At 61.7% G+C, this 21,195-nt stretch carries 11 protein-coding genes and 1 tRNA gene; 11 read left to right on the top strand and 1 reads right to left on the bottom strand.

Annotated features, from left to right (window positions below; all coding sequences use genetic code 11):
* Positions 1-27 precede the first annotated feature (27 nt).
* Positions 28-552, top strand: a complete 525-nt coding sequence (locus ACH413_RS38885; protein ID WP_360046030.1) for a hypothetical protein — start codon at positions 28-30, stop codon at positions 550-552.
* Here ACH413_RS38885 and ACH413_RS38880 read toward each other — a convergent pair.
* Positions 530-1,693: an MFS transporter gene (locus ACH413_RS38880; protein WP_360046028.1), complete on the bottom strand. Its 1,164-nt coding sequence runs from the start codon at positions 1,691-1,693 to the stop codon at positions 530-532. The genes ACH413_RS38885 and ACH413_RS38880 overlap by 23 nt on opposite strands.
* Before the next feature lie 72 nt (positions 1,694-1,765).
* On the opposite strand from ACH413_RS38880, the gene ACH413_RS38875 reads away from it, so the two are divergent.
* The 10 genes from ACH413_RS38875 (at position 1,766) to dpdD (ending at position 21,033) form a co-directional block, all read left to right on the top strand.
* Entirely contained in the window at positions 1,766-2,845 is a 1,080-nt protein-coding gene (locus tag ACH413_RS38875; RefSeq protein ID WP_360046026.1) for a LacI family DNA-binding transcriptional regulator, read from the top strand.
* A gap of 129 nt (positions 2,846-2,974) precedes the next feature.
* Positions 2,975-3,047: transfer RNA gene (locus ACH413_RS38870), tRNA-Arg, on the top strand.
* A gap of 620 nt (positions 3,048-3,667) precedes the next feature.
* Complete coding sequence (gene dpdE / locus ACH413_RS38865) at positions 3,668-6,946, top strand: protein DpdE (protein WP_360046024.1); 3,279 nt, start codon at positions 3,668-3,670, stop codon at positions 6,944-6,946.
* Entirely contained in the window at positions 6,939-9,488 is a 2,550-nt protein-coding gene (gene dpdF, locus ACH413_RS38860; protein WP_360046022.1) for a protein DpdF, read from the top strand. The genes dpdE and dpdF overlap by 8 nt, the downstream gene beginning before the upstream one ends.
* Positions 9,488-10,342 carry a protein DpdG gene (dpdG, locus tag ACH413_RS38855; RefSeq protein WP_360046020.1) on the top strand — a complete coding sequence of 285 codons (855 nt, stop codon included), beginning with the start codon at positions 9,488-9,490 and terminating at the stop codon, positions 10,340-10,342. The genes dpdF and dpdG overlap by 1 nt, the downstream gene beginning before the upstream one ends.
* Positions 10,335-13,385 (top strand): protein DpdH, encoded by a 3,051-nt coding sequence (gene dpdH / locus ACH413_RS38850; protein WP_360046018.1) that lies wholly within the window; start codon positions 10,335-10,337, stop codon positions 13,383-13,385. The genes dpdG and dpdH overlap by 8 nt, the downstream gene beginning before the upstream one ends.
* Entirely contained in the window at positions 13,378-14,064 is a 687-nt protein-coding gene (locus ACH413_RS38845) for a hypothetical protein (protein WP_360046016.1), read from the top strand. The genes dpdH and ACH413_RS38845 overlap by 8 nt, the downstream gene beginning before the upstream one ends.
* Positions 14,061-18,503 (top strand): protein DpdJ, encoded by a 4,443-nt coding sequence (gene dpdJ / locus ACH413_RS38840; protein ID WP_360046014.1) that lies wholly within the window; start codon positions 14,061-14,063, stop codon positions 18,501-18,503. The genes ACH413_RS38845 and dpdJ overlap by 4 nt, the downstream gene beginning before the upstream one ends.
* Complete coding sequence (gene dpdK / locus ACH413_RS38835; RefSeq protein WP_360046012.1) at positions 18,500-19,021, top strand: phospholipase D-like domain-containing protein DpdK; 522 nt, start codon at positions 18,500-18,502, stop codon at positions 19,019-19,021. The genes dpdJ and dpdK overlap by 4 nt, the downstream gene beginning before the upstream one ends.
* A complete protein-coding gene (gene dpdD, locus ACH413_RS38830; RefSeq protein WP_360046010.1) occupies positions 19,018-21,033 on the top strand; it encodes a protein DpdD in 2,016 nt (671 codons plus the stop codon). Before dpdK ends, dpdD begins: the two co-directional genes overlap by 4 nt.
* Positions 21,034-21,195 lie beyond the last annotated feature (162 nt).

Below are 21,195 nucleotides of genomic sequence, written 5' to 3'. Positions count from 1 at the left end.
GCCTACGACCCTCTAGTGTTGCGCCGTGTGAGACGTTCTCTCCCCCTCCTGCTCGTGCTGCTCTCAGTGGCCGGCTGCGCGTACTCGGTCCAGGGCGAACCCGTCGCCGCGCCGCTGCCGCCCCTGGCCATCGCGACGCCGCGCAAGACCGCGGGAGTGGACCCGTGCGCGCTGGTGACGGAGAAGGACCTCAAGCCGCTCGGCACGCTCAAGTTCAAGCCGGTGCCGCGCGCCGAACTGGCGAATTCGTGCCTCTACGCGCTCAACGAGGGCCCGTACGTGCTGGTGGCGGCCCCGTACCGGTCGTTCGACGAGTCGAAGAAGTCGCAGGCGGCAGGCCGTGAGATCGACACGGCCAAGCACGCCACCTGGCTCAGCTGCACCCGGCCGGCCGCGGACAAGGACATGGTGTGCACGGCCACCATCGCCGTGACGCGCGACGAGTCGTTGATGGTCGCGATCGGCATGGCCAGTGGCGCCACCGAGAGCAAGGTGACCACCGCGCTGGAGCCGATCAGGCAGGAAGCGCTCAAACGGATGCCGCCTGCCTAGCGGCCCTCCTGGCCAGCCACGTCGCCGGAATGATCAGCGCCGTGACGAGCGCCACGAACCCGAGCGACAGCACGAGAGAACTGACGTGCGCGAGCCCGCCCACGATCGGCGGTCCGGCGAGGAAGCCCGTGTAGGCGATCGTCGTGACGAGGCCCAGTTGGCGTTCACCGCCGCTGCCGTCCGCGCGTTTGCCGGTCTCGCTCGCCAGGTCCATGACCACCGGGAACGAGAACGCGAGCCCCAGCCCGGCCAGACCGAACCCGGCGTACCCGGCCGCCGGCAACGGGACCACGACCGCAAGCGCCAGACCCGTTGCGGCGAGGCCACCACCCGCGGCGAGCAGGCGGTGCGGGCCGAGTCGGCGTTGGATCGGTTCGCCGAACCACCGTGCGAGCGCCATCGCGACCGAGAAGCCCGCATAGGCGTATGCACCGGCCGCGTCGCCCATTCCTCGCTCACGCACCATGAACAACGCCGACCAGTCCGCCGCCGCCCCTTCCGCGATGGCACTGCACAACGCGACGCTCGCTAACAGCCAGAGGACCGGGCTCTTGAGCACGTTGGTGTGTTCGGCGACTTCTTCCCTATGACGCTCCCCTACTCCTCCGGGGATGCTCTTCGCGATGACCGCCGTGATGACGAGACCGACGAACGCAGCCACGAGGAAGTGCTTCATGGGCGTCCAGTGCGCCTGAGCGGCGGCGGCGCTGCCCAACGACCCGATGAGACCGCCAACGCTGAAACCCGCGTGGAACTGCGGCATCAACGGCCGCTGCAAGGCACGAACGACGACGACCGCGGCGATGTTCATCGACACGTCCATCATCGCGATGCTCGCGCCCAGAGCGACCAGCGTCAGTCCGAACTGCAGCGGTGACTCCGACAAGGCGAGCACGGGCAGAAGCAGCGGACTGAGGAGGCTGCTCGCTATCAGGACTCCACGCGACCCGTAGACCGCGCAGATCCGTGCCGCCAACGGCGCCGTGAACGCCAGGCCGGCACTCGCCCCGAGCAACGCCAGACCGAGGCTGCCCACCTCCGCGCCGATCTGCCCGGCGAGCGCCGGCACGCGGGACGCCCAGGTGCCGAAGACAGCGCCGTTCAACAGGAAGACGACGAACGTCGCCAGCCGCGGAGACATGCGATCCAGCATGACTGAAGCGCTTCAGCAGCGCCAGCGATTTGGGTCCGATCTCTCGCATACGATGCGTCCGTGGACTCCGACCGCCGACGCAGGCCGACGCTGGACACCGTCGCCGCGGCCGTAGGGGTCTCCAGGGCAACGGTGTCGAACGCGTACAACCGGCCGGACCAGCTGTCGTCGACGTTGCGCGAACGCATCCTCGAAACGGCGCGGTCCCTCGGCTACGCGGGCCCCGACCCGGTCGCCCGCTCACTGGCAACGCGTTCGTCCGCGGCGGTGGGTTTCATGCTGCCGCAGGGCCTGTCCGGCGCGTTCTCGGATCCGGCGCTGTCGATCGTGCTCGACGGCCTGGCCCAGACGGTCGACGGCCACGACCACAGCCTCGTGTTGATGCCCGGCGACTCCACCGGCGGCCCACGCCCCTCGATCGTGTCGCGCGCACAGGCGGACGTGATGGTCGCCTACTCGCTGCCGGACTCGGCGCCGGCCCTGGACGCCGTCGCCGCCCGCGGACTGCCGCTCGTGGTGATCGACCAGCCGGTGCTGCCAGGCTCGGCGCGCGTGGAGGTGCAGGACTACACCGGCACCTCGGCGGCCGCGGCACACCTCCTGGCGCTGGGACACCGGCGGTTCGGCGTCCTGACGTTCGCACTGCACCCGGACGGAGTATCCGGACCGGTCGCGCACGAGCGCCGTTCGGCCGTGCCGTTCCGCGTGAGCCGCGACCGCCTGGGCGGCTACCTGGACACTTTGGCAAAAGCCGGGGTGGAACCGGACAATGTTCCGGTGTGGGAGGCGCGCGGCAGTGATCGCGAGCTCGGACGTCTAGGCGCGCGGTGGTTGCTCACCCGCACGCCGCGCCCGAGCGCCTTGCTGTGCGCGTCGGACCAGCTGGCGTTCGGCGCCCTCCAAGCGGCCCGCGATCTGACGTTGACCGTCCCGGGAGACATTTCGGTCGTCGGCTTCGACGACGTCCCCGAAGCGGCCTACAGCGACCCGCCGTTGACTACTGTGCGTCAACCCCTGGCCGACAAGGGCCGCCGAGCCGGCGAACTCGCACTGAAATTACTGGCCGGCGGGAGACCACCACGGCCAACGAGACTCGATGTTTCCCTCGTGGAGAGAGCCTCAACGGCCCCACGGACGTGATCCCCGTCACGTTTAGACAGTTTTCGTCACCCTTTTGGACGTAGGGCGGAAACGGTCGATCGACTCCGGACGATGTGTCCGGTGGGGGCACCGGTGACCACGCGTTGTGGTCACTTACGCACCCCTCCAGCCTCTGTAGCTCAGTGGAGAGAGCGAGGGACTTCTAATCCCGAGGTCGCAGGTTCGAATCCTGCCAGGGGCGCTGGTAACACATGGCCGCTGACCTGCACAGACAGGTCAGCGGCCTTCTTCGTGATCAACCGCCGATCTGATCGTCGACACCGCCACAACCGAAGAACGCCGGAACATGCCGGGATAACGTGGTTATCGCGCATCCACTGGCAACCGAAGGCAACAGCCTGCATGGCCCCGTAGGCGAACGCTGCAGCTAGGCGCCCTTACCGACAGACTGGCCGGCCGTGCGACACCCGAGCATCGATCGAGCCGAAGTGAACTGCACCCAGTTCACCAACCACTGACGTTGACCATGGCTGCGACCTGCAAACAGCCCCTTCCTGCCAAGACGAGTCACGAGCGGCGCACTCCAGCAGTCGCCCTAAGGATCCTGGCCTGACCACCGGTCGAGGATCCCGCCGGGTGGTCCAGTCCAATATTGGCCGCCTCAGACAGGCCGTCAACGGGCCACGAACCACATAAATACGAACCAGGTTCACCCATACGCAGCAACGGTAACGCTTGTCCATCGACGATCGACAATGGAATTGTCGTTCACACATCGTGTGGCAAAGCATGCCCCGACTCATCGATCACCTCTGATGGGCCTACTCTAGCCGCGGGGACGCTAGTGCCAGAGGGGGCATAATGACCGGACTTCAAGTCGGCGACTTCGTCATGCGTCATGGCACCGACGACATTGGCCGCGTTGGAGCGATCGCGGACAAAGTCAGGATTGACTACTTCGAGTCCATCTTCCAGCCGATCGCTCAATCGCAGAACGAGGCCATCCAGAACCTTCAACCTGTACTGCTTCCTGTTGGTGCACGGGTGTTCTGGCTGAACCCGGACACCGCGGAATGGTCAGCAGGACGTGTGCTTGCGAAGTTTCCGGACGCGGTCTACGCCGTTCAGTTTCCCTTCGCACGCAACGGGCTTCGCGTCCACGGCCGAGATCTCCGAGTCAGGTGGAATCGCCCTGTCTCGAACCCGCTTCATGTTCTGACGGCCGGAGGGTGCGAATCTCCGTACTTCTACGGTGCCAGGATCCCGATGTTGAAGAGTCTGATTCGCCAACGTGCATCCACCGCAAGCACATCTGCACTCGTGTCATCTGCGGCAGAGATCTACCCTCACCAGGTACGCGCCGCCCTCACTGTGTTGTCCGATCCAGTACAGCGATACCTTCTCGCCGATGAGGTAGGGCTGGGCAAGTCAGTCGAGGCAGGCTATGTCATCCGCCAGACGTTGATCGACAGCCCGACCTCCAATGTTGCGATCTTGGTGCCAGATTCGCTGCGCAGGCAGTGGTTGCGCGAACTCAGCGAAAAGTTCTTCACGGACGACTTCCCCAGAGCTCGAATCAAGATCCTTGCGCACGAGCGTCCAGACACTTGGACCGCCTACACGGACAACGATCTGGTTGTCGTCGACGAAGCTCATCTCCTGGTAGGCGCGGACGCTCCGAACAGCGACCAGTACCGACGACTGGCTCAACTCGCGCACTCCACAAAGCGGTTGCTTCTGCTGTCTGCAACGCCTGTGACCTCGAATCTGACCACGCACCTCGGTCTGCTCCACCTCCTGGATGCAGATCTGTACAGGTGGGACGAGGCAGAGGCATTCGCCAAACGATATGGGCTGCGAGCGGAACTAGCTGACGTCGCCTATGCGCTCGATCCTTCGTGGGACACGTCGTTGCTGCCGATCAACATCGACCGCATACGACACATGCTTCCCGACGATGAACGATTGGCTGAACTGTCGGAACGCGTGCTAGCCCTGCTGGATGACGAGGGAGACCTTCTCGATGAGGCCGACGAGGCTGAACTAGTTCTGCGCGTTGAGGAACTTCGTGGCCACGTAAGCGAGACCTACAGGCTGCACCGGCGCACCATTCGCCACCGCCGGACGCACGTACTACACGAAGACTCGAACGCCGACTTCCTCCCCTATGAGGTTCGCGGACGCCATCGTCCGATCGTGCTGAACGTACGATCTGAGGTGCATGACGAAGTTGAAGATCTTCTCCAGGAGTGGCGGAGCGTCGTGCGGGACACACTGATGGATGCCGGGCACACAGTGGAAGATCACGCGTACGCTGCCGTGCTCGCGGTGCTCGCCGGGCGTGTAGGCGGTGGAGTGGATGATCTCGCCGACGCGATGACGTGGCGTGTTCAGCGGATCGGTGGAGATACGAGCAGACTCACTGATCGAGAACGCACGTTGCTCGCAAAACCTCCGGTCTTGCCCCACGAAGCAAGCGTTCTGCAGCGACTCCTCAGTCTCTCCACGAACTCAGGCACGTCATGGGCACCTGCGTTTCACCGAGCGTTGACTGCCGTCGTCCAGAAGCATGAGAGAACTGTGGTGTTCTGCGGTCCTGGGGTCCTGGCAGACGACCTCACCGCGACGTTGCGCGCGCAGCATCCCAACGCTGCGATCCACAAGCACACGTCCAATGTTCCTGGCGATCTCCAAGAGCAGGCCGTGCAAGCCTGGAGTACGGGAACCTCAAGGCGTCCGTCGCTGCTGGTAGTCGACGATTCGGCGCAGGACGGGCTGAACCTGCAGACCGCTGACGCAGTGGTGCATCTCCGTTTGCCGTGGTCTCCCAATCAATTGGAACAACGTTTGGGACGTGTCGATCGGTTCCCCGGTACGAGTGCACAAGCTCAGCGGACTCCTGCCGACCAGTACGTCGTACTGCCTTTGACCGGGGAGGTGTCCACCTTCCAGGCGTGGCTCGCCCTGCTCCTTGATGGATACCGGATCTTTGACACATCCCTCTCCACTCTCCAGGACACGATCGCAACCAACCTCTTTGACGTGTGGGCAGCGGCGCTGGCTAACGGGCCAGACGGCTTCAGTTCCGTGAAGGAGGCGGTTGCCAAGATTCTGAGCGAAGCCCGTGTCGAGATCGACAAGATGGACATGCTGGAATCCGTCCACGAGACGACCGGCCAAGTGTTCGATGTGCCGAAAGCGATCGGCGATCTGGAGACCGACTGGAAACAGATCGCTACTTCCGTTCTGCGCTACACAGACAAGGACCACGGCGGCATCAACATCCGCCGAAAGGTGGAACCCTTGCGCACTGACCAGGAAGTGACCTTCCTCGTCTCAAAGTCTCAGCCTCTGGTCGACCCGCGTTTGCTTCGCGTGGAGCAAGGCGCTTACGGGGAACTGTCCGCCAAGGGGGTGTTCAACCGCGCCGTCGCACAGCAGCGGCCGGGCACCCGTATCTTCCGAGTGGGCAACCCCATCGTGGAGATGCTGGCCAACGTCGTTGACGGAGACGATCGCGGTCAAGCTGTCGCACTCTGGCGGCACGATCCTCACCACACGGGCTCACCCGTCTTGTACTTCGGCTTCGACTTCATCGTAGAGGCGGATCTGGCCCCTGCGTTGGGACTCATCCCCGATGCTCGCGCTGAGGCCAAAGCTCTTCGGCGGCAAGCAGATCGCCTGTTCCCGCCCTTCATGACGAAGCGTTGGGTGAGCACGGTCGGCTATGAGCCCGTGACAGACGCAGGGCAAGCAGCCTGGCTCGATCGCGAGTACGACAGTCAACGAGACCGAAGCCTGCACATCAACGGCTTCAGCGAGTTCGTCGCAACCGTCGGTGGCCTTGCCGGCTTTCAGAGCGCCGGCGAGGAGGCGGAAGCAGTCGCCCGCAAGACCTTGGAACAAGGCAGTGAATTTGTCAGCAAGTGCCGGACAGCCACGGAGGTCGCCGGACAAACCCTTCGTGTGTACCGAGCACAGGCCAAGGCCAGAGCCGCTGCAGGACGTCTGGTCGATGGCGGTGAAAACATGCTGCTGAACAGCACGATCACTCAAGCTCTCATCGACGGAATCAGTGAGCCCGTCGTGCGTGTGGCCGCCACGACCTGTCTAGGACGGAGAGGTATCCACAATGGCTGACAGCTGGACGGGCGCTCAGACCCTGTTCAATGCCTGGCCAGATGTACAACACAGCTGGGGAACCGGCCCTGCACGAAGGTTGTCGGATGCCCTTCACGGTCTACAGAACGGCACTGCCGCACGCAGGGACGTCGCCGTACTCACTCGCCAGGTTCTTCTCGAAGCGGCGGCCAGGGGCAACCTCAGCGGACTGGTAGTTCCAAGGTCAGACCTGCTGCCCACTGAATCGGACTGGTCGGCTGTCGACTGCACGATCATCCCCGCCGGGCAAAAGGATCGCGTCCTCGTGCACCCTTGGCATCCTCCCTCGCCCTCACCGGTCGCTGCGGAGCATGACATGGAAACGTTGGCCTTGGGGCTTGACGCGAAGTTCCCTCGACCTACGTATCCGGCCGACCCGTTCTGGCTCAGAGCGTTGCACTTCGAGCAGTACCAGTCGCTTGGGCAGCGTCAAGCAGCTCGGTCAGTCGCCCTCGCGCCTCCGGGATCCACGATGATCATCTGTCTGCCCACAGGCCATGGCAAAACGGCGGTCATCCAGGCTCCGGGCCTGGTGGAACGAACTCAGGCCGGCCTCACTCTCGTGGTTGTTCCTACTGTCGTGCTCGCGCTTGACATGGAGCGCCGAGCACGAACCCTCATGTCCAAACACGGCATTGGCTCCGCAACAGATCGATACGCCTACGTCGGCGGCTTGAGTGACGACGACAAGCGAGCGATCCGAGACGCGGTCAAATCTGGGCGGCAGAGGCTGCTTTTCACATCGCCTGAGGCGCTGGTGAGCGGATTGAAGTACTCAGTAGCAGATGCTGCGGCATCCGGAATGCTCCGTTACTTCGTGATCGACGAAGCACATCTGGTTGCGCAATGGGGAACGCGGTTCCGCCAGTCCTTCCAACTTATGGCCAAACACCAGAAGAGTTGGCTTGCAGTCGCGCCTCCGGGACGCGCGCCGACAACAGTCGCGATGAGCGCAACGTTGACCGCCGATCAGATCACGGTCCTCAAGAACCTCTTTGGTTCGCCCACGTGCACCCGTGTCGTCTCCGCGGCCGAACTTCGTCACGAACCCAGCTACTACATCACGACGTTCGACGACAACACCCAGCGCGACGCTAATGTACTTGCTGCTGTGAGCCACTTGCCGAGGCCGCTTGTGCTGTACGTCAGCAAGGTTGCTGACGTACAGACGTGGGTGCACCGCCTGCGATCAAGCGGATTTCAGCGCGTAACAGGAGTATCGGGAGACTCGACTGATGAGCAGCGTCGCGAAGCTGTTCAATCTTGGGGAGGTCAGGATGCCGCAGGGCCCACGGTGACGAAGTACGACATCGTCGTCGGCACATCGGCATTCGGCCTTGGCGTCGATGTGCCGGACGTGCGGACCGTGATCCACGCCTGTCTGCCGGAGTCGCTCGACCGCTACTACCAGGAGATCGGTCGCGGCGGACGAGATGGCTCACCGTCCATCGCGGTCCTGATGACCGCGGCCGGTGATGAGCGCACGGCTCTGGCACTGGCCGACGAAAAGATCATCGGACCTGCACGGGCACTAGAACACTGGAAAGCGATGATCGACAGCGCGAAGGACCTGAGTCCTGGCCGCCACCGCCTCGATCTCAACAGCTATCACTCCAGGTTTGACGAGCCAACAAAGACGTACCGGGACTGGAACGTTCACGTGCTCAACCTGATGGAGCAGGCAGGAATCCTCCAAATATCGCTTCCAGAGCCTCCGAAGCGCACCCCAGACCAAGACATCGACAAGTGGTACGAGCAGCTCAACGAGTTTGAAAGAACATCAAGCGAGCACATCGACATATCCTTGTTCGACAACCCCAGCGATAACGACGAGTTCGCAAAGAGAGTCGGTCGAGTACGCGATGCGATCAAACGCCGCCAACGCAAAGCAATCGACGGAATGACCAGAATTCTTGACGGTGATCGATGCATTGGCGAGACGCTCGCGAACTACTACCGAAGCCCAGATGTAAACGTTGCTATCAACTGCCGAGGGTGCCCATGGTGTCGTGCGCACAGAAGCCTTGGCGAAGAAGGATTTTACCGCCTCGCGGAAGAGCCCGGCCCAGTGGTGCCGCACATAGGAGAAGTTGAAGCCCTACCGCTGGCTTGCCTTCGGTCGAGTAATTCATGGCTCAGCATTTGGTGGCGAGACGACCGGGAGTTCAGCACGTTCATACCGAGGTTGCTGACACGCCTCGTCCAAAACGGGATTGCCGTACTAAGCGGACCAGGCGCTTCGGCTCAACTCTGCTCAGCCATCCAACAAGATACACCGTTGATCGCCGTGATCAGGGACGAGGACGGAGATTTGCTTCGCTCCTATGCCGGACCCGTGTTGTGGATCGGCACTCCTGAGATCGTTTCACTGCCAGATGACCTCGTATCTCGTTTGACATCGACCGACATCACTTACGTGGTGCACCCGGCCCACTCAGAACTCCCAGACAAGCCGGGCACTCCGCTGAGCCAGCTCCACAGATCGACGATTTCCGCTCACGCCGCATGGGAGATGCTCTGATGGCGATCTTGAACGTCGACAACGCACTCCCATCGCAGTTGTGGACCGCAATCCGGTTCTTCTCAGGAAATAACGGAATCGACGCCGAACACGCTCGCGAACTCCTCAGCCCGAATTCACTATCCGGGTCATCACATTTCCAGCGAACGTTGAGAACTCTGGAAAAGCTTGAGATCGCAACGAAGGACGAGCAAGGCAGACTGCATTTGAAGTACCAACCCAGCTCAACGGACGAGCTTGCCCGGCTACTGCGAACAGTGTTGCTCGACGCCGACAAAAACAGCGATCTGGCAGCACATCCAAATCGTGACAGCAGGGATCTCACAATCATCTTGTGCTTCTTTCTCTCCTCTGACCCACTAGGTCCTCCCGTCACAGCAAGCACAGCAAATGATTTCATGAGCAACTCATTTTCCGTCGAAGAGACCAACGCAAATCCGAACGACACCAGATGGAACTCCTTCGGACGCTGGGCGCACGCATTGGGATTGGGCACTCCACCACTCTTTCCTTCACCAGGCGCGAGGCCAATGGTGGCGGATTGCACCTCAGCGGTCCGCGACGTCCTCCGTGAAGCTCCGAGTCTCGGATCCGCAGTCGACACCGTGCGGTTGCTGCGCGAGCAGATCCCGGTTTTGCCAGGTGGCAAGTTCGCATCCGAACTCAACATCGCACACCCAGGAGAATCGGTTGTCGACGCTGCGCTTTCGTACGCATTGCTCCGCGGAGAAAGCGAGGACTGGCTGACCTTGGGGCGATTCGCAGATGCATCACGCACCGTAACCCTTGCAGATCCCGATGAACCCGGCCGGCGGGTAAGCGACATCGCGTACAGGAAGGAATCAGATGAGTAACAAATTCACCACGTACGCGTGCTGGGATCTTGAGGATGCCGCCAACACGATCAACACCGAAGCCGTCAGTCCGCCAAAATCCATCTTCCTGGCAACACATGCGCCACTGCGAATTCGCCGTTCAAAGCTGAATGGTGGAACACGAGTTGATGCCCAGTCACTCGTTCAGGAGAACACAACCGTCGACGAGAAAATCGTTCTCAAAGACTTCACTGAGCGCGTGTCAGACACAGGCGCACTTCTTGTTCCCGTGGTCGGCGATTCCGGTTCTGGAAAGTCACATCTGGTGCGATGGATCTACGAAAAAATGCCCAAGGCGGATAATCGGAAGATCATCTACCTGGAGAAGGGCAAGACGAGTCTGAAAGCAGTCATCCGGGAGCTTCTTACCGACCTCGACACTGACCGCGCCGCAGAGCTGCGCGCGAGCATCGAGCGATTCACCGAGAGCCGCGACACTCCAGCCCTTGCGCGAGAACTACTAAATAGCCTCGAAGAGGAACTAGCTGCTACGTCCTCACAAGGACTGTCCGGCGCCGCACGAACTTTGCGAGGCCCAAAAGGTCTCGCAGTCATCCTGCAGGACCCACACGTCCGCGAATACATGCTTCAACCAGAGCGCTTCATCCCCCAGATGGCAGACCGTCTCCTCCACGATCGCAACGGCGGCGATGATCGACCAGAGCGCTTCACGACAAGCGATCTTCCGATCAACTTCGATGAAGTCAAGAAGACTGCGGAAATAACTCGCCAGAAACTTGCAATGCTCTCTGCAATGCCGGAGCTGCAAAGCGCTGCTGTCGACCTTCTGAACGAGCTCCTCGAAAACGCGGTGAAGAAGTCGTTCAACCTCGGCGCTGGCAGCCTCGTCGAGGCAATGAACGAGGTGCGGAAAGAGTATTCCGCAGACAACAAGGAAATTGTTCTCCTCATCGAGGACTTCGCGTTGATTCAAGGCATGCAACGCGAGCTGCTCGACGCCATGATCGAACCCGCCAAAAGAGGCGGCGTGGAGGTGCTGGCACGTATTCGTACGATTATGGCGGTAACGACCGGCTATTTTCGTGATCTCCCAGAAACTGTTCTAACACGAATTCACGCCACCCTGGGCTACGTGTACGACCTGGACGCCCCGTTTAGCGAGAACGACGAAGGAGACGACTACATCGCCTCATTTGCGGCCCGCTACCTGAATGCCGCAAGAGTTGGCGCACAGGCATTTGATAACAGCCCTGATGAAACCCCGAACAAGTGCGACGATTGCGCGTTCAAGAGCGCATGCCACTCTGCATTCGGAGCGTCATCTGAGGGCTACGGACTTTACCCTTTCAACCGCTCCGCTTTGCGTCGCGCAGTACACTCAACCGCCCCTATCGAAAACCAGTACAGGTTCGTCCCACGCGCAGTGCTGGGCGGCGTGATCAAACCGGCACTTATCGACTATCGGCACAACATCGTAAATGGAGATTTTCCACCTCCTCGTTTTCGCGATGACTTCAAACTGGCCAAGATTGACCAGGCAGTCCCCAACTCCACGCTTGCAAGAATCGATCAACAGTGGCCAGAAGACGTAGTTCGCCAGACGTTGTTTGCGGAATTCTGGGGTGATGCGCAGGATTTCATTCCCGCCGAATCAATGATGCGTACCGCCTTTGCCATTCCTGAACTCAGCGGCTCCCCGATGGCGCGAACCCAAAACAGGCCGACGCCAGGCGTGCCCACAAAACTGCTTCCAGCTTCCGCAGGTAGACAGCAAATATCACCTGCCCTCGCCACGAAACTACAAAACATCGACGACTGGGGCAAGCGCGGAGAATCACTGGAACAGGACACGGCTCGCGAGATTCGTACCGTCATTGCAGAGGCTGTCGCATATCGTTATTCCTGGATCAACCCGCTCATGAGAGAGCGCAGCAAGGGAACCTGGGAAAAGGCCTGGGACAACAAGGGCGGCACCGTTTACATCGAGAAAGCGAAGGGGCAACTCAACGTAAGCGCCGAAAACGCCCCCATTAAGTTCCGAAGAACCTCCAGGAACAGTTTGTTCTTTCAATCCATCCTGCGAGCGAAGTCTAATTTGCCCCACTCCGCGGCCGATATGCGCAGGCTCGCTACCATCGCGGAGAACAAGGCGGATGCGTTCACGGTTGTCTTGCAGACCGCGTGGGCCATCACAGATCAAGACCTGGTGCTCGGCCTTCGCGCATCCCTCATCGGAGCCGCTCTCGCCGGCCGGGCTTGGCCTGGAATGAGCACCTCGCAGCTACTTGACGCGAGCCTGCACGATGGAAAGGACTGGCACCGGAGCGACCTGGACAGCCGCGTTCCAGCCTGGGAGCAGAATCTTCAGGGGCACCTCGTCCACCGTCCTGATCTGGTGAACCAGATCAGGGATGCTGTCGGAGTCGCCCAAGGAATTGGTGCGACAAAGATGATTGACGCAACCCGGCTCCTGCCCCTGCTGGAGATGGCAGCTAACTCTTGGGAGTGGCTGCCACCTTCTCAAGATGCCGTTCCCTCGTGGGTGAAGCCCGCCGTCAAGGGGTTCTCGCTGTTGCCGAGAGACGTGGACCAGCAACTGGAGGTTCTGAAGGACGCACTTATCGGCCTCAGAGCCCGCGTAGCCAGAGGAAGTGGCAGTTCGGTCGTGATCGCGGCGGTGCGCGAGGCCATGACCAAGGCACGGCCGGCCGGAATTGATCTGCCGAGCGTGACCGAAAAGACCATTGACGCAGCCGGACATGAGGCCAGCACTCGCAACTGGGGGGCGATAACCGACTTGGAGGACGAATTGCATCGGTTGTCGTCCGCCAACGAGGTCAAGAGTCCAGGCCTGAAGTTGGCATTGGTGGCCAAAGACCGCGGCGACGATCTCACGGTGATTTCGCGGTTCCTCGCCGAAAGTGAAAACTGGTTGGACAACGCGCTCCGCAACGCAGCGCTTCGGACCGGTAACCACGACGACTCGAGCTCGCAGAGCATCAACAGTGTGATCGCCGAGTGGGAGGACATCATCAAGGTTGAAGAGGTCGACCGTGGCTGACACTGTCTTGGACAAGGCCAACCGACTCAAAAGTGAGGCTCGACGACTTGCTGAGGGCGCTGAAGGCATGCGGCAGGCCACACGCATCAGTGAGCGGGTGACGAAGCTCCGAGACTCGCTGCAGACCCTGGCAAGGCAGGTCACTCTGGCCAAGTCGGTGAACAACGCGATCGGCGCACCCCTGGTAGATCTCTCCGGGCTCAGCGCAGGGTTGGAGGACTTCAGAAAGAAGGTCGAAGCTTCCCCCAACCCGCCCGATTCGGTGTTCAAGGCTGCGCGTACAAAAGCGGAGACACTGACCAATCGGCTGCGTGATCAGACGCTCGAGGTGTGGCAGAGGTGGGCAACCGCGCGAGTCCAGGACTTGCCCTATGGGAAGCTGCCGATGCTCAAGGTGGACCAGCAACCCGCAGCCCGCTCGAAGAAGCAGGATCTCGACCGGATGATCACGAAGTTGGACCTGAACTCGAGCGATGTACGCGTGTTCAGGACAACCTTGGAGACCCTTGGCGAACTGCTCGGGACAGCTAAGGACGTTCCTGCCGAACTCGCCGATGTGCTCGATCGCCTGGCTCGGACGCCGAGCCCAAGACTGGCAGACGTCTCGGACGACGAGATCCGGTTGCTGCGATCGGCGGGGCTGGACACCGAGATCGCTATGAAGAGGACTGGTGGATGACAGGCTGGAAAGACGTCTTTGTCAACGACGTGTTGTCAGCGCTTGAAGACTTGGAACTTCCGCTGCTGTCGTGGGGTGTGACAGGCGGTGTCGTCTCGCAGGACGAGGTGGACGCAGTCGTCGAGCAGCTGCTGCGTGAGCACGAAGACGCGCCCGCGAGCGCTTCCGTCACAGACGTCCGCGCTCACCTCATCAGCAAGGCTTTGATCTACCCCGCCGAAAGTAACGTCTCACCTGCCTACCGCACACGCCTTGGCGAAGCCCTGCGGTTGACGACGAGTCTGCGGCAGCTCTTCAAACCGAGTTGGTCCCGCGCGGACGAGCCTCAATGGTGGCTTGAGGGGAGACGCCTGGTCGCTGACTACCGGCTGCACGTCGCTCCACGACGCTATCCAGAGCGGAACGTACCCTTGATCGAAGCCTTGAAAGAGCTTCGATCTGTTCGAGGCTGGGACGACGCCCAAGACGACATAGCGAAGGCTCTCATCGGCAGCAATGACCTGGCAGGATTCCAAGTTCGGGCGACGCGGACCGTCTTCTCAAGGCTCTCCGGTAACCGATCGAGCGGTGTGATCGTCGGCGCAGGTACCGGCAGCGGCAAGACAATCGCCTTCTACCTGCCTGCGTTCGCCGCGATGACCACGCCCACGCGGAACCGCGTGCACACACTCGCTCTGTACCCGCGGATCGAGCTTCTGCGTGACCAGCTCGGCGAAGCCCTGCGCACCGCCGAACGTCTCAGCCCTGCCATGTCCACTCGCAGGCGTCCTCTCCGCATTGGTGTGTTGTTCGGCGCAACACCCAGCGCACCAGACACCGTCGGCAAAGGAAAGAGTGCGTGGCGAAGCACCCCAGCGGGCTTTGTCTGTCCGTACGTTGACTGCCCGCGTTGTGGTACAGGCGAACTGATCTGGGCCAACACAGACCGGACAGCACGCCAGCCAAAGGAAATGCTTCGGTGCGCGAAGTGCGCCTACAGGTCAGAACCAGGCCAACTGGCGCTCACTCGCAGGAGTATGCAGACGAACTACCCTGACTTGTTGTTCACCACCACAGAGATGCTCAGTCGCACGAGTGCTGATCCAGGTCTGGGGGCTCTTCTCGGGTGGCGCCCTGGGTCCGCCCCCGACGTGGTGCTGCTCGACGAGGTGCACACGTACGTCGGTATGCACGGAGCGCAGGTGGCGCTCATGCTCCGACGTTGGCGCCACGCGAATCCCCGTAAAGCGATCACCTTCGTGGGCCTGTCGGCAACATTGCGCGACAGTGAGCGGTTCTTCGCCTCCCTCACAGGGCTCAGCCCTGCCGATGTCGAGTCTGTCGAGCCGGCGCCCAACGAACTGAAACGAGAAGGGCGGGAGTACTCGATCGCCCTGCGCGGCGACCCCGTATCGGGTGTAAGCCTTCTCTCGACGTCAATCCAGACCGCGATGTTGTTCGGTAGGCTGCTCGACGCCGAGCAGTACCTCTTCGGAACAACCGGCTTCGTTTTCACCGACGACCTCGATGTGACGAACAGGTTCTACGACGACCTGCGAGACGCTGAGGCCGGACAGACTCGAGCGATGCGACCTACTCCGGGCAAACCTGTCCTGGCAGCCTTGCGCAGCAGCGGAGGACCGCAGCGGATCGAACGAGATCGGGACGGTCAAGACTGGGGAATCACGCAGAAAATTGGGCGTCCGCTGTCCAAAGATCTCCACCAACGTCCGTTGCGGATCGGACGAACGTCTTCTCAAGACGCTGGAATGGCACATGATGCTGACCTGACAGTAGCGTCGCCGTCGCTGGAAGTCGGAGTCAACGATCCACGAGTCGGCCTTGTCATCCAGCACAAGGCACCGAGGAACTCCGCCGCGTTCATCCAGCGCCGGGGACGGGCCGGTCGACGCCGGGAAACTCGTCCTGTCACCGTGGTGACGTTGTCGGATTACGGTCGCGACCGCCTGGCTTACCAGGCGTACGAAAGCCTCTTCGCTCCCGAGGTCACTGCTCCACGGCTGCCTGTCAACAACCGGTTCATTCTCAAGATCCAGGCAACGCACGCGCTCGTCGACTGGCTCGGTGCGCAACTGAGAAGGCGCGGTGTGACCGCAGATCCACGGCGGACGCTACGCGCACCATCACCTGAGACAACCACCAACGAAATCGTGGTCACGTTCCTCGTCGACTTCCTCAAAGACGTCCTCGAAAACGACGCGGCTCGAGACTCCTTGACCAAGCACCTCCAGAACGCCTTGAGCCTCAACTCGAGCGACTTGGAGGCCGTGATGTGGGAGCCGCCTCGTTCGCTGATGCTCTCCGTTGTTCCGACCGCTTTGCGGCGGCTGGAAAGCGGCTGGCAGGCCCTCCGTGAAGATCCCGGTGCGTATCCTGGGTCCTTGCTCCCGGAGTTCGTCACCACGGCACTCTTCGATCAGCTCAACCTGCCCGAGGTGGCCTTGTCACTGCCTTTCGGTCAGGCGGACGAGCCGGAGAAGCTGGGCATCGGGCACGCCCTGCGCGAGGCCGTTCCCGGCCGGGTGAGCAAGCGCTATGGGGTGAAGAAGGACGATGACCGCACGTGGGTTGCGCCACCGGTGGACACGAACCTATTGGAGCTTGAGACGTTCGTCAAAAACGGCTTCCGCCGAGGTACGTGGCAGCCGGTCGGTGGCAACGAAGTAGATGTCGTCCGCCCGCTGGAGCTCAGGCTCACCAAGCCCGACCCCAAAGTGCAAACCAGATCGCACGGTGCCCCGGTGTGGGGAACCGAGATCGTCGTGCCAAACACCACTGCACCACACCCTGGCGACATCCCATCGCCTTCTCGCTGGCACAGCCGTGTAAAGGGCGTCGCCTTCACGTCCCACTCAGCTGGTAATCCGATCGAGGTTCGGCGGATGTCGCTCGGCGCCGACATCTCAGTGGGCTACGACGGAGGCCGGGAAGATCAACGCCGGATCGGGTACGTCCTGAACGGACGACCGGCGGCTCTCGGTTTCGACCTGGAGGCGGATGGAATTCAGTTCACCTTCGCCCCGGTGGACGTGAGCACTGACGCCGTACAGGCCCACCTCAAGTCTCCACAGTGGAGGTCGTTCGCGTTCTTCCACACTCTGGTCGATGATCAGGTGCTGTGCGAGGTTTCGAACCGCTTCAAGCGAGAGTGGCTAGCGCACATCTACCTTACTGCGTTCGCGCTGGAGGGAGCGAACGGCAAACCACCTGCCGATGTACTGCGGGACCTCGCTCACGGCAAGTGGTTGGCTGATCTCCGAGAGATCTTGACCGTCATGTACCGCGGCTCGGCCGACAACGGATCTGAGCACACGACCACCGACCGGCTCGTGCGAGGCATGATCGAGCTCACCGCTGATCAGGTCGTGGTCGATGCTGTCGAGCGCGTGGCAGAGTTGCTCATCACGGAAGACATCGCCGCGCGCACAGCGGAACTGGCACGCCGCACGTACAGGGAGACGCTCGCTGCCGCGGTTCTCGCTGCCTCGATCCGAGCATGCCCTGACGCGCAGGACAACGACCTCGCAGTCGACATTTTTCCTTCTACCGGCATCGACGGTACGGACATCGTTTGGTTGACCGAGACGGCTCCGGGCGGCCTCGGTGTCGTGGAATACCTGATCCGCTACTACAGCGAGGATCCTCGTCGCTTCTGGACCTTGGTCGACTCAATCCTGGGGCCCAGCGTGCACGAGTACGTCGACGGAGCGGTCGTATGCCTGCTGCGGAACGTCACGACCGACCCTTCAGGAGAGGCGGCTCAGGCAATGCGGCGACTGCGGCAAGCCGGGTCTGCGCGTGAAGCCGACGCTGCGCTCGCCGATTTCAGGGCCGCGTGGACTCACCTGGACGGCCCCCCTCGCCGTGCCGCTGTCGGCGTCGCGTCCACTCGTCTGTTGCGTCCTGGTTCGGACGGCGGGAGTGACACCGCAGCGATGGGATTGATCGACGATTGGAACCGCCTGGAGGCAGCGCTGGGCATCGAGGTGGACGCCAGGGTCATCGCCTACATCGCTGGAAAGAGGTCTGACACACGCAGCATCACGCGAAGCCTCAACGCGGATCAGGCGTTCAGTTTGCTCTGGCTTCGCGGCCAACAGGCACGCAACCAACACTTGCACTATTTCCAGCCATTTGCGCCGGAGGCGATCATCGACCGTCTGCTGGTTGCCGCAGCGCACACAGATCGCGTTCAGAAAGTCTCACTGTCCGCTCACGACTGGATGGACAGGTATCGCGATGTGCTGACTCAGGACGCTGAAGTTGACCTCGTGTCTGCCGGCGACGACGGCGGTCGTGTAGCAGCTGAAGCCCTGTACCAAATACCCACGATCGCGATCGATCGCGACGTACTGCGACTGTACGGCGAGGTCCGCAGCGTCACCCGGCACGCTGGCGAGATGGTCATCCGCGTGGAGATCCGGGAGGCCATCCAGTGAGCACGACTCCACGGACGATCCGTATCGGCGATGGCACAGGTATCCGCATTCGGCCTCTACTCCGGTCTGTCCTGCTTGCGGAACTTCTTGCCCCGAGTCCTCAGTTGTGGCTGGTTTCTCCTTGGATCACCGACGTCGACGTCATCGACAACAACTCGGGAGAGTTCGACGCCGCCTTCGGTGATGACTCGGTCATCGTCTGCCGGTTGTCCGACGCCTTGGGAAGGATCTGTGCCAGTGGCGCAGATCTACACGTCGTGGCACGTCCAGACCGGCACAACGATCGGTTCATCGATCGTTTGACCGCCCAGACGCCAAGCGACCGCTTGACGATCAGCCTCGCGCCTGAAATTCATGAGAAGACCCTCTGCGGCAAGGACTGGATGCTCACCGGCTCGATGAACTTCACCGTGCGTGGCATGGTGTTCAACGACGAAGCCGTGACGTATAGCGTCGGAGGCGCTCAGCCTGGACAAGCACGGCTCGATCTGGAACGCCGATGGGGTGCCGCCACGTGAACTCGCGCACGATTGAGCCAGCACGAACGCCGGCGAGTCTCCAGAACTTCCTCCGCGAGTTCTTCTCGGCATCGCACAACGACGCGTGGCCCGACATGGGGGCGGGCGGCTGGGCAGCCCGCGTCAAGCCGTTCGTGGACCAGGCTGTTAGCGGCGCAAACGCGCCCATCGTGTTGCCATGGTTGCGGAAGGCCACCGATGAGTTCGCGGTGTACGTGCTCGCGCCGGCAAGAGCCGATGTCGTGAAGACCTCCCTGCTGATCACAGCATTCGCAGGCCACTCGTACATCAGCGACGACTCTGACTCTCGTCCCGCAGTGATGGATCCCAACAATCCAGTTGAGCGCGCAGTGCTGGATTTTTGCGGTCCTGGTGTCACGTTCAAGCTTCGAACCCAAGGCATTCGCATCGATCGCAGCCGACTCACTGACTCGCTCATGCGGATGCAGAGCACCGCTGCGAGTCGCCCGCCACGGCACTGGCGAGTGGTCAAGCCCACCGGCAAGTTGCTGGCAGAATTCGACAGTGCGCTAGCAGCAGGCGGAGAGCAAGCATCCGCGGATCTACTCGGCCAACTCCAGGCCAAAGGCGGACTTGACGCGACAAACCTGGCGTTCCTCAGCATCAAGCGTCTGAACAGGCTGGGACGAGACGTTGAACTTCTCTCGCTGCCTCGCTTGGAAGACGTCGTCCGCCAATCGCCGCCAGCTCCGGTCAGAGACGCCATCCTGGAAGCCATCTACTGCACTGTCGTCGCCGAGCACCTCGACTCGGGCGAGTTGGACGCTGCGTTGACTGCGCTTCGCTGGTACGACACAGACGTACGCGGCTTGTTCCATCACGAACCTCATCACCGTTCTGCCGAATCGTTGGCAGTCGACATGTTGGTTTGCATCCTTCGCACGGACATCGATCGTCTCGCTCGACTGAAAGTCTTCGCAATTGAAGACGGATACATCGCTCAACTGCCGGGTGTGCTCATCGACGAGGTGGCGACCCTCCTCCCTTCGACGGACCCCACACAGACCATCGCAGACGTCGCAAGCGAGGTGTCCACACCCGGGTCCTGGCTCGACCTGATGGAAGCGGCATCCGCAGCTCCCTCCAGCTTCAAGACTGCGCTGGAGCAAGAAGCGTGGAGCGAGTGGCCTTCTCCTGCCGCAACTGATGATCAGATCGCAGCCGTACTCGATGACCTCACACGCACCGCGGCAGATCGAGTCTGGGATGTGACCGGAGCATTCATCAACGCGCTGGGAGCAGACGGAACCGCACCCGCCGCCGCAACCTCGTTCATCGGCAACGCGCTCCTCTGCGACAGGTTCGGTCCAGGTGACCTGCTGGCTCTCCACGCACTGGTCAATATCGTGTTGCGATCAGGGCCGAAGGCAGATCGATACCAGCAACTGCTGGAAGACATCGGTGCAGAGTGTGAGCGTTGGGTGGCTGTCGACCGCGCACTGATCGTTCTAGACCTCGTGGACTCGCTGATCGTCGCGGCTTGTCCCAACGAGACGGCGCGCTCGGATTTCGCCTACCGAGTCCTAGGGCCGCTGGCCAATCACGGGTCCAGGCTGGACGATCACACTCGTGGCTTCGCTCTACAACTGACAACCGAACTGAACCTGGGTCTGCAATGGGCCTCGGCCGAGGACCCGTCTCATCGCGCCACAGCAGATGTTGAGGACTGGCGATCTTCGCAAGTGTCTTTGTTGTTGTACTCGTTGGACGAGAAGGTGCTCACACGAGCAAGCGAACGACTGCAGGTCGAAGCGCCGAACGTAAAGCTCGTCCTTCGGTCAGATCACGTAGGCGGTCCGCAACTCCGGCAACACGTGCGAAACGCCGACGCGGTGGTGATGGTGACCCGGTGCGCCACTCACGCGGCAACCGGCTTCATCAGTCAGCACATCGCGCAAGATCGAATCGCCTACGTGGAAGGAGCAGGCTCGGCATCCGTGCTGCAGACCGCGATCGCCCAGATCAAGAAACTCACTGACGACCTGTCGTAGCACATCGTCTCGCCGAGTATCGAGTGGTTCGGCAACGGTCACGAAGTTCGGCCAGTAGCCCACCGGCGTCACGGCGTCTCCGTGGAAGACACAGGTAGACCTTCTACGGAGACGCGGTCCACTTCGGAGCGAGTTCTCAGGTGAGTCGCCTCACTCGCGTGC

The sequence above is a fragment of the Lentzea sp. NPDC020367 genome, assembly GCF_044387305.1.
In the GTDB taxonomy this organism is placed as follows: domain Bacteria; phylum Actinomycetota; class Actinomycetes; order Mycobacteriales; family Pseudonocardiaceae; genus Lentzea.
The sequence above is the reverse complement of the archived record's forward strand: the minus strand, read 5'-3'. Positions and strand labels throughout refer to the sequence as shown.

Coding starts and splice junctions, on each gene's coding strand:
- dpdE (WP_360046024.1), top strand. CDS start 3,668: ATGACCGGACTTCAAGTCGGCGACTTCGTCATGCGTCATGGCACCGAC.
- dpdG (WP_360046020.1), top strand. CDS start 9,488: ATGGCGATCTTGAACGTCGACAACGCACTCCCATCGCAGTTGTGGACC.
- ACH413_RS38880 (WP_360046028.1), bottom strand. CDS start 1,693: ATGTCTCCGCGGCTGGCGACGTTCGTCGTCTTCCTGTTGAACGGCGCT.
- dpdH (WP_360046018.1), top strand. CDS start 10,335: ATGAGTAACAAATTCACCACGTACGCGTGCTGGGATCTTGAGGATGCC.
- dpdJ (WP_360046014.1), top strand. CDS start 14,061: ATGACAGGCTGGAAAGACGTCTTTGTCAACGACGTGTTGTCAGCGCTT.
- dpdF (WP_360046022.1), top strand. CDS start 6,939: ATGGCTGACAGCTGGACGGGCGCTCAGACCCTGTTCAATGCCTGGCCA.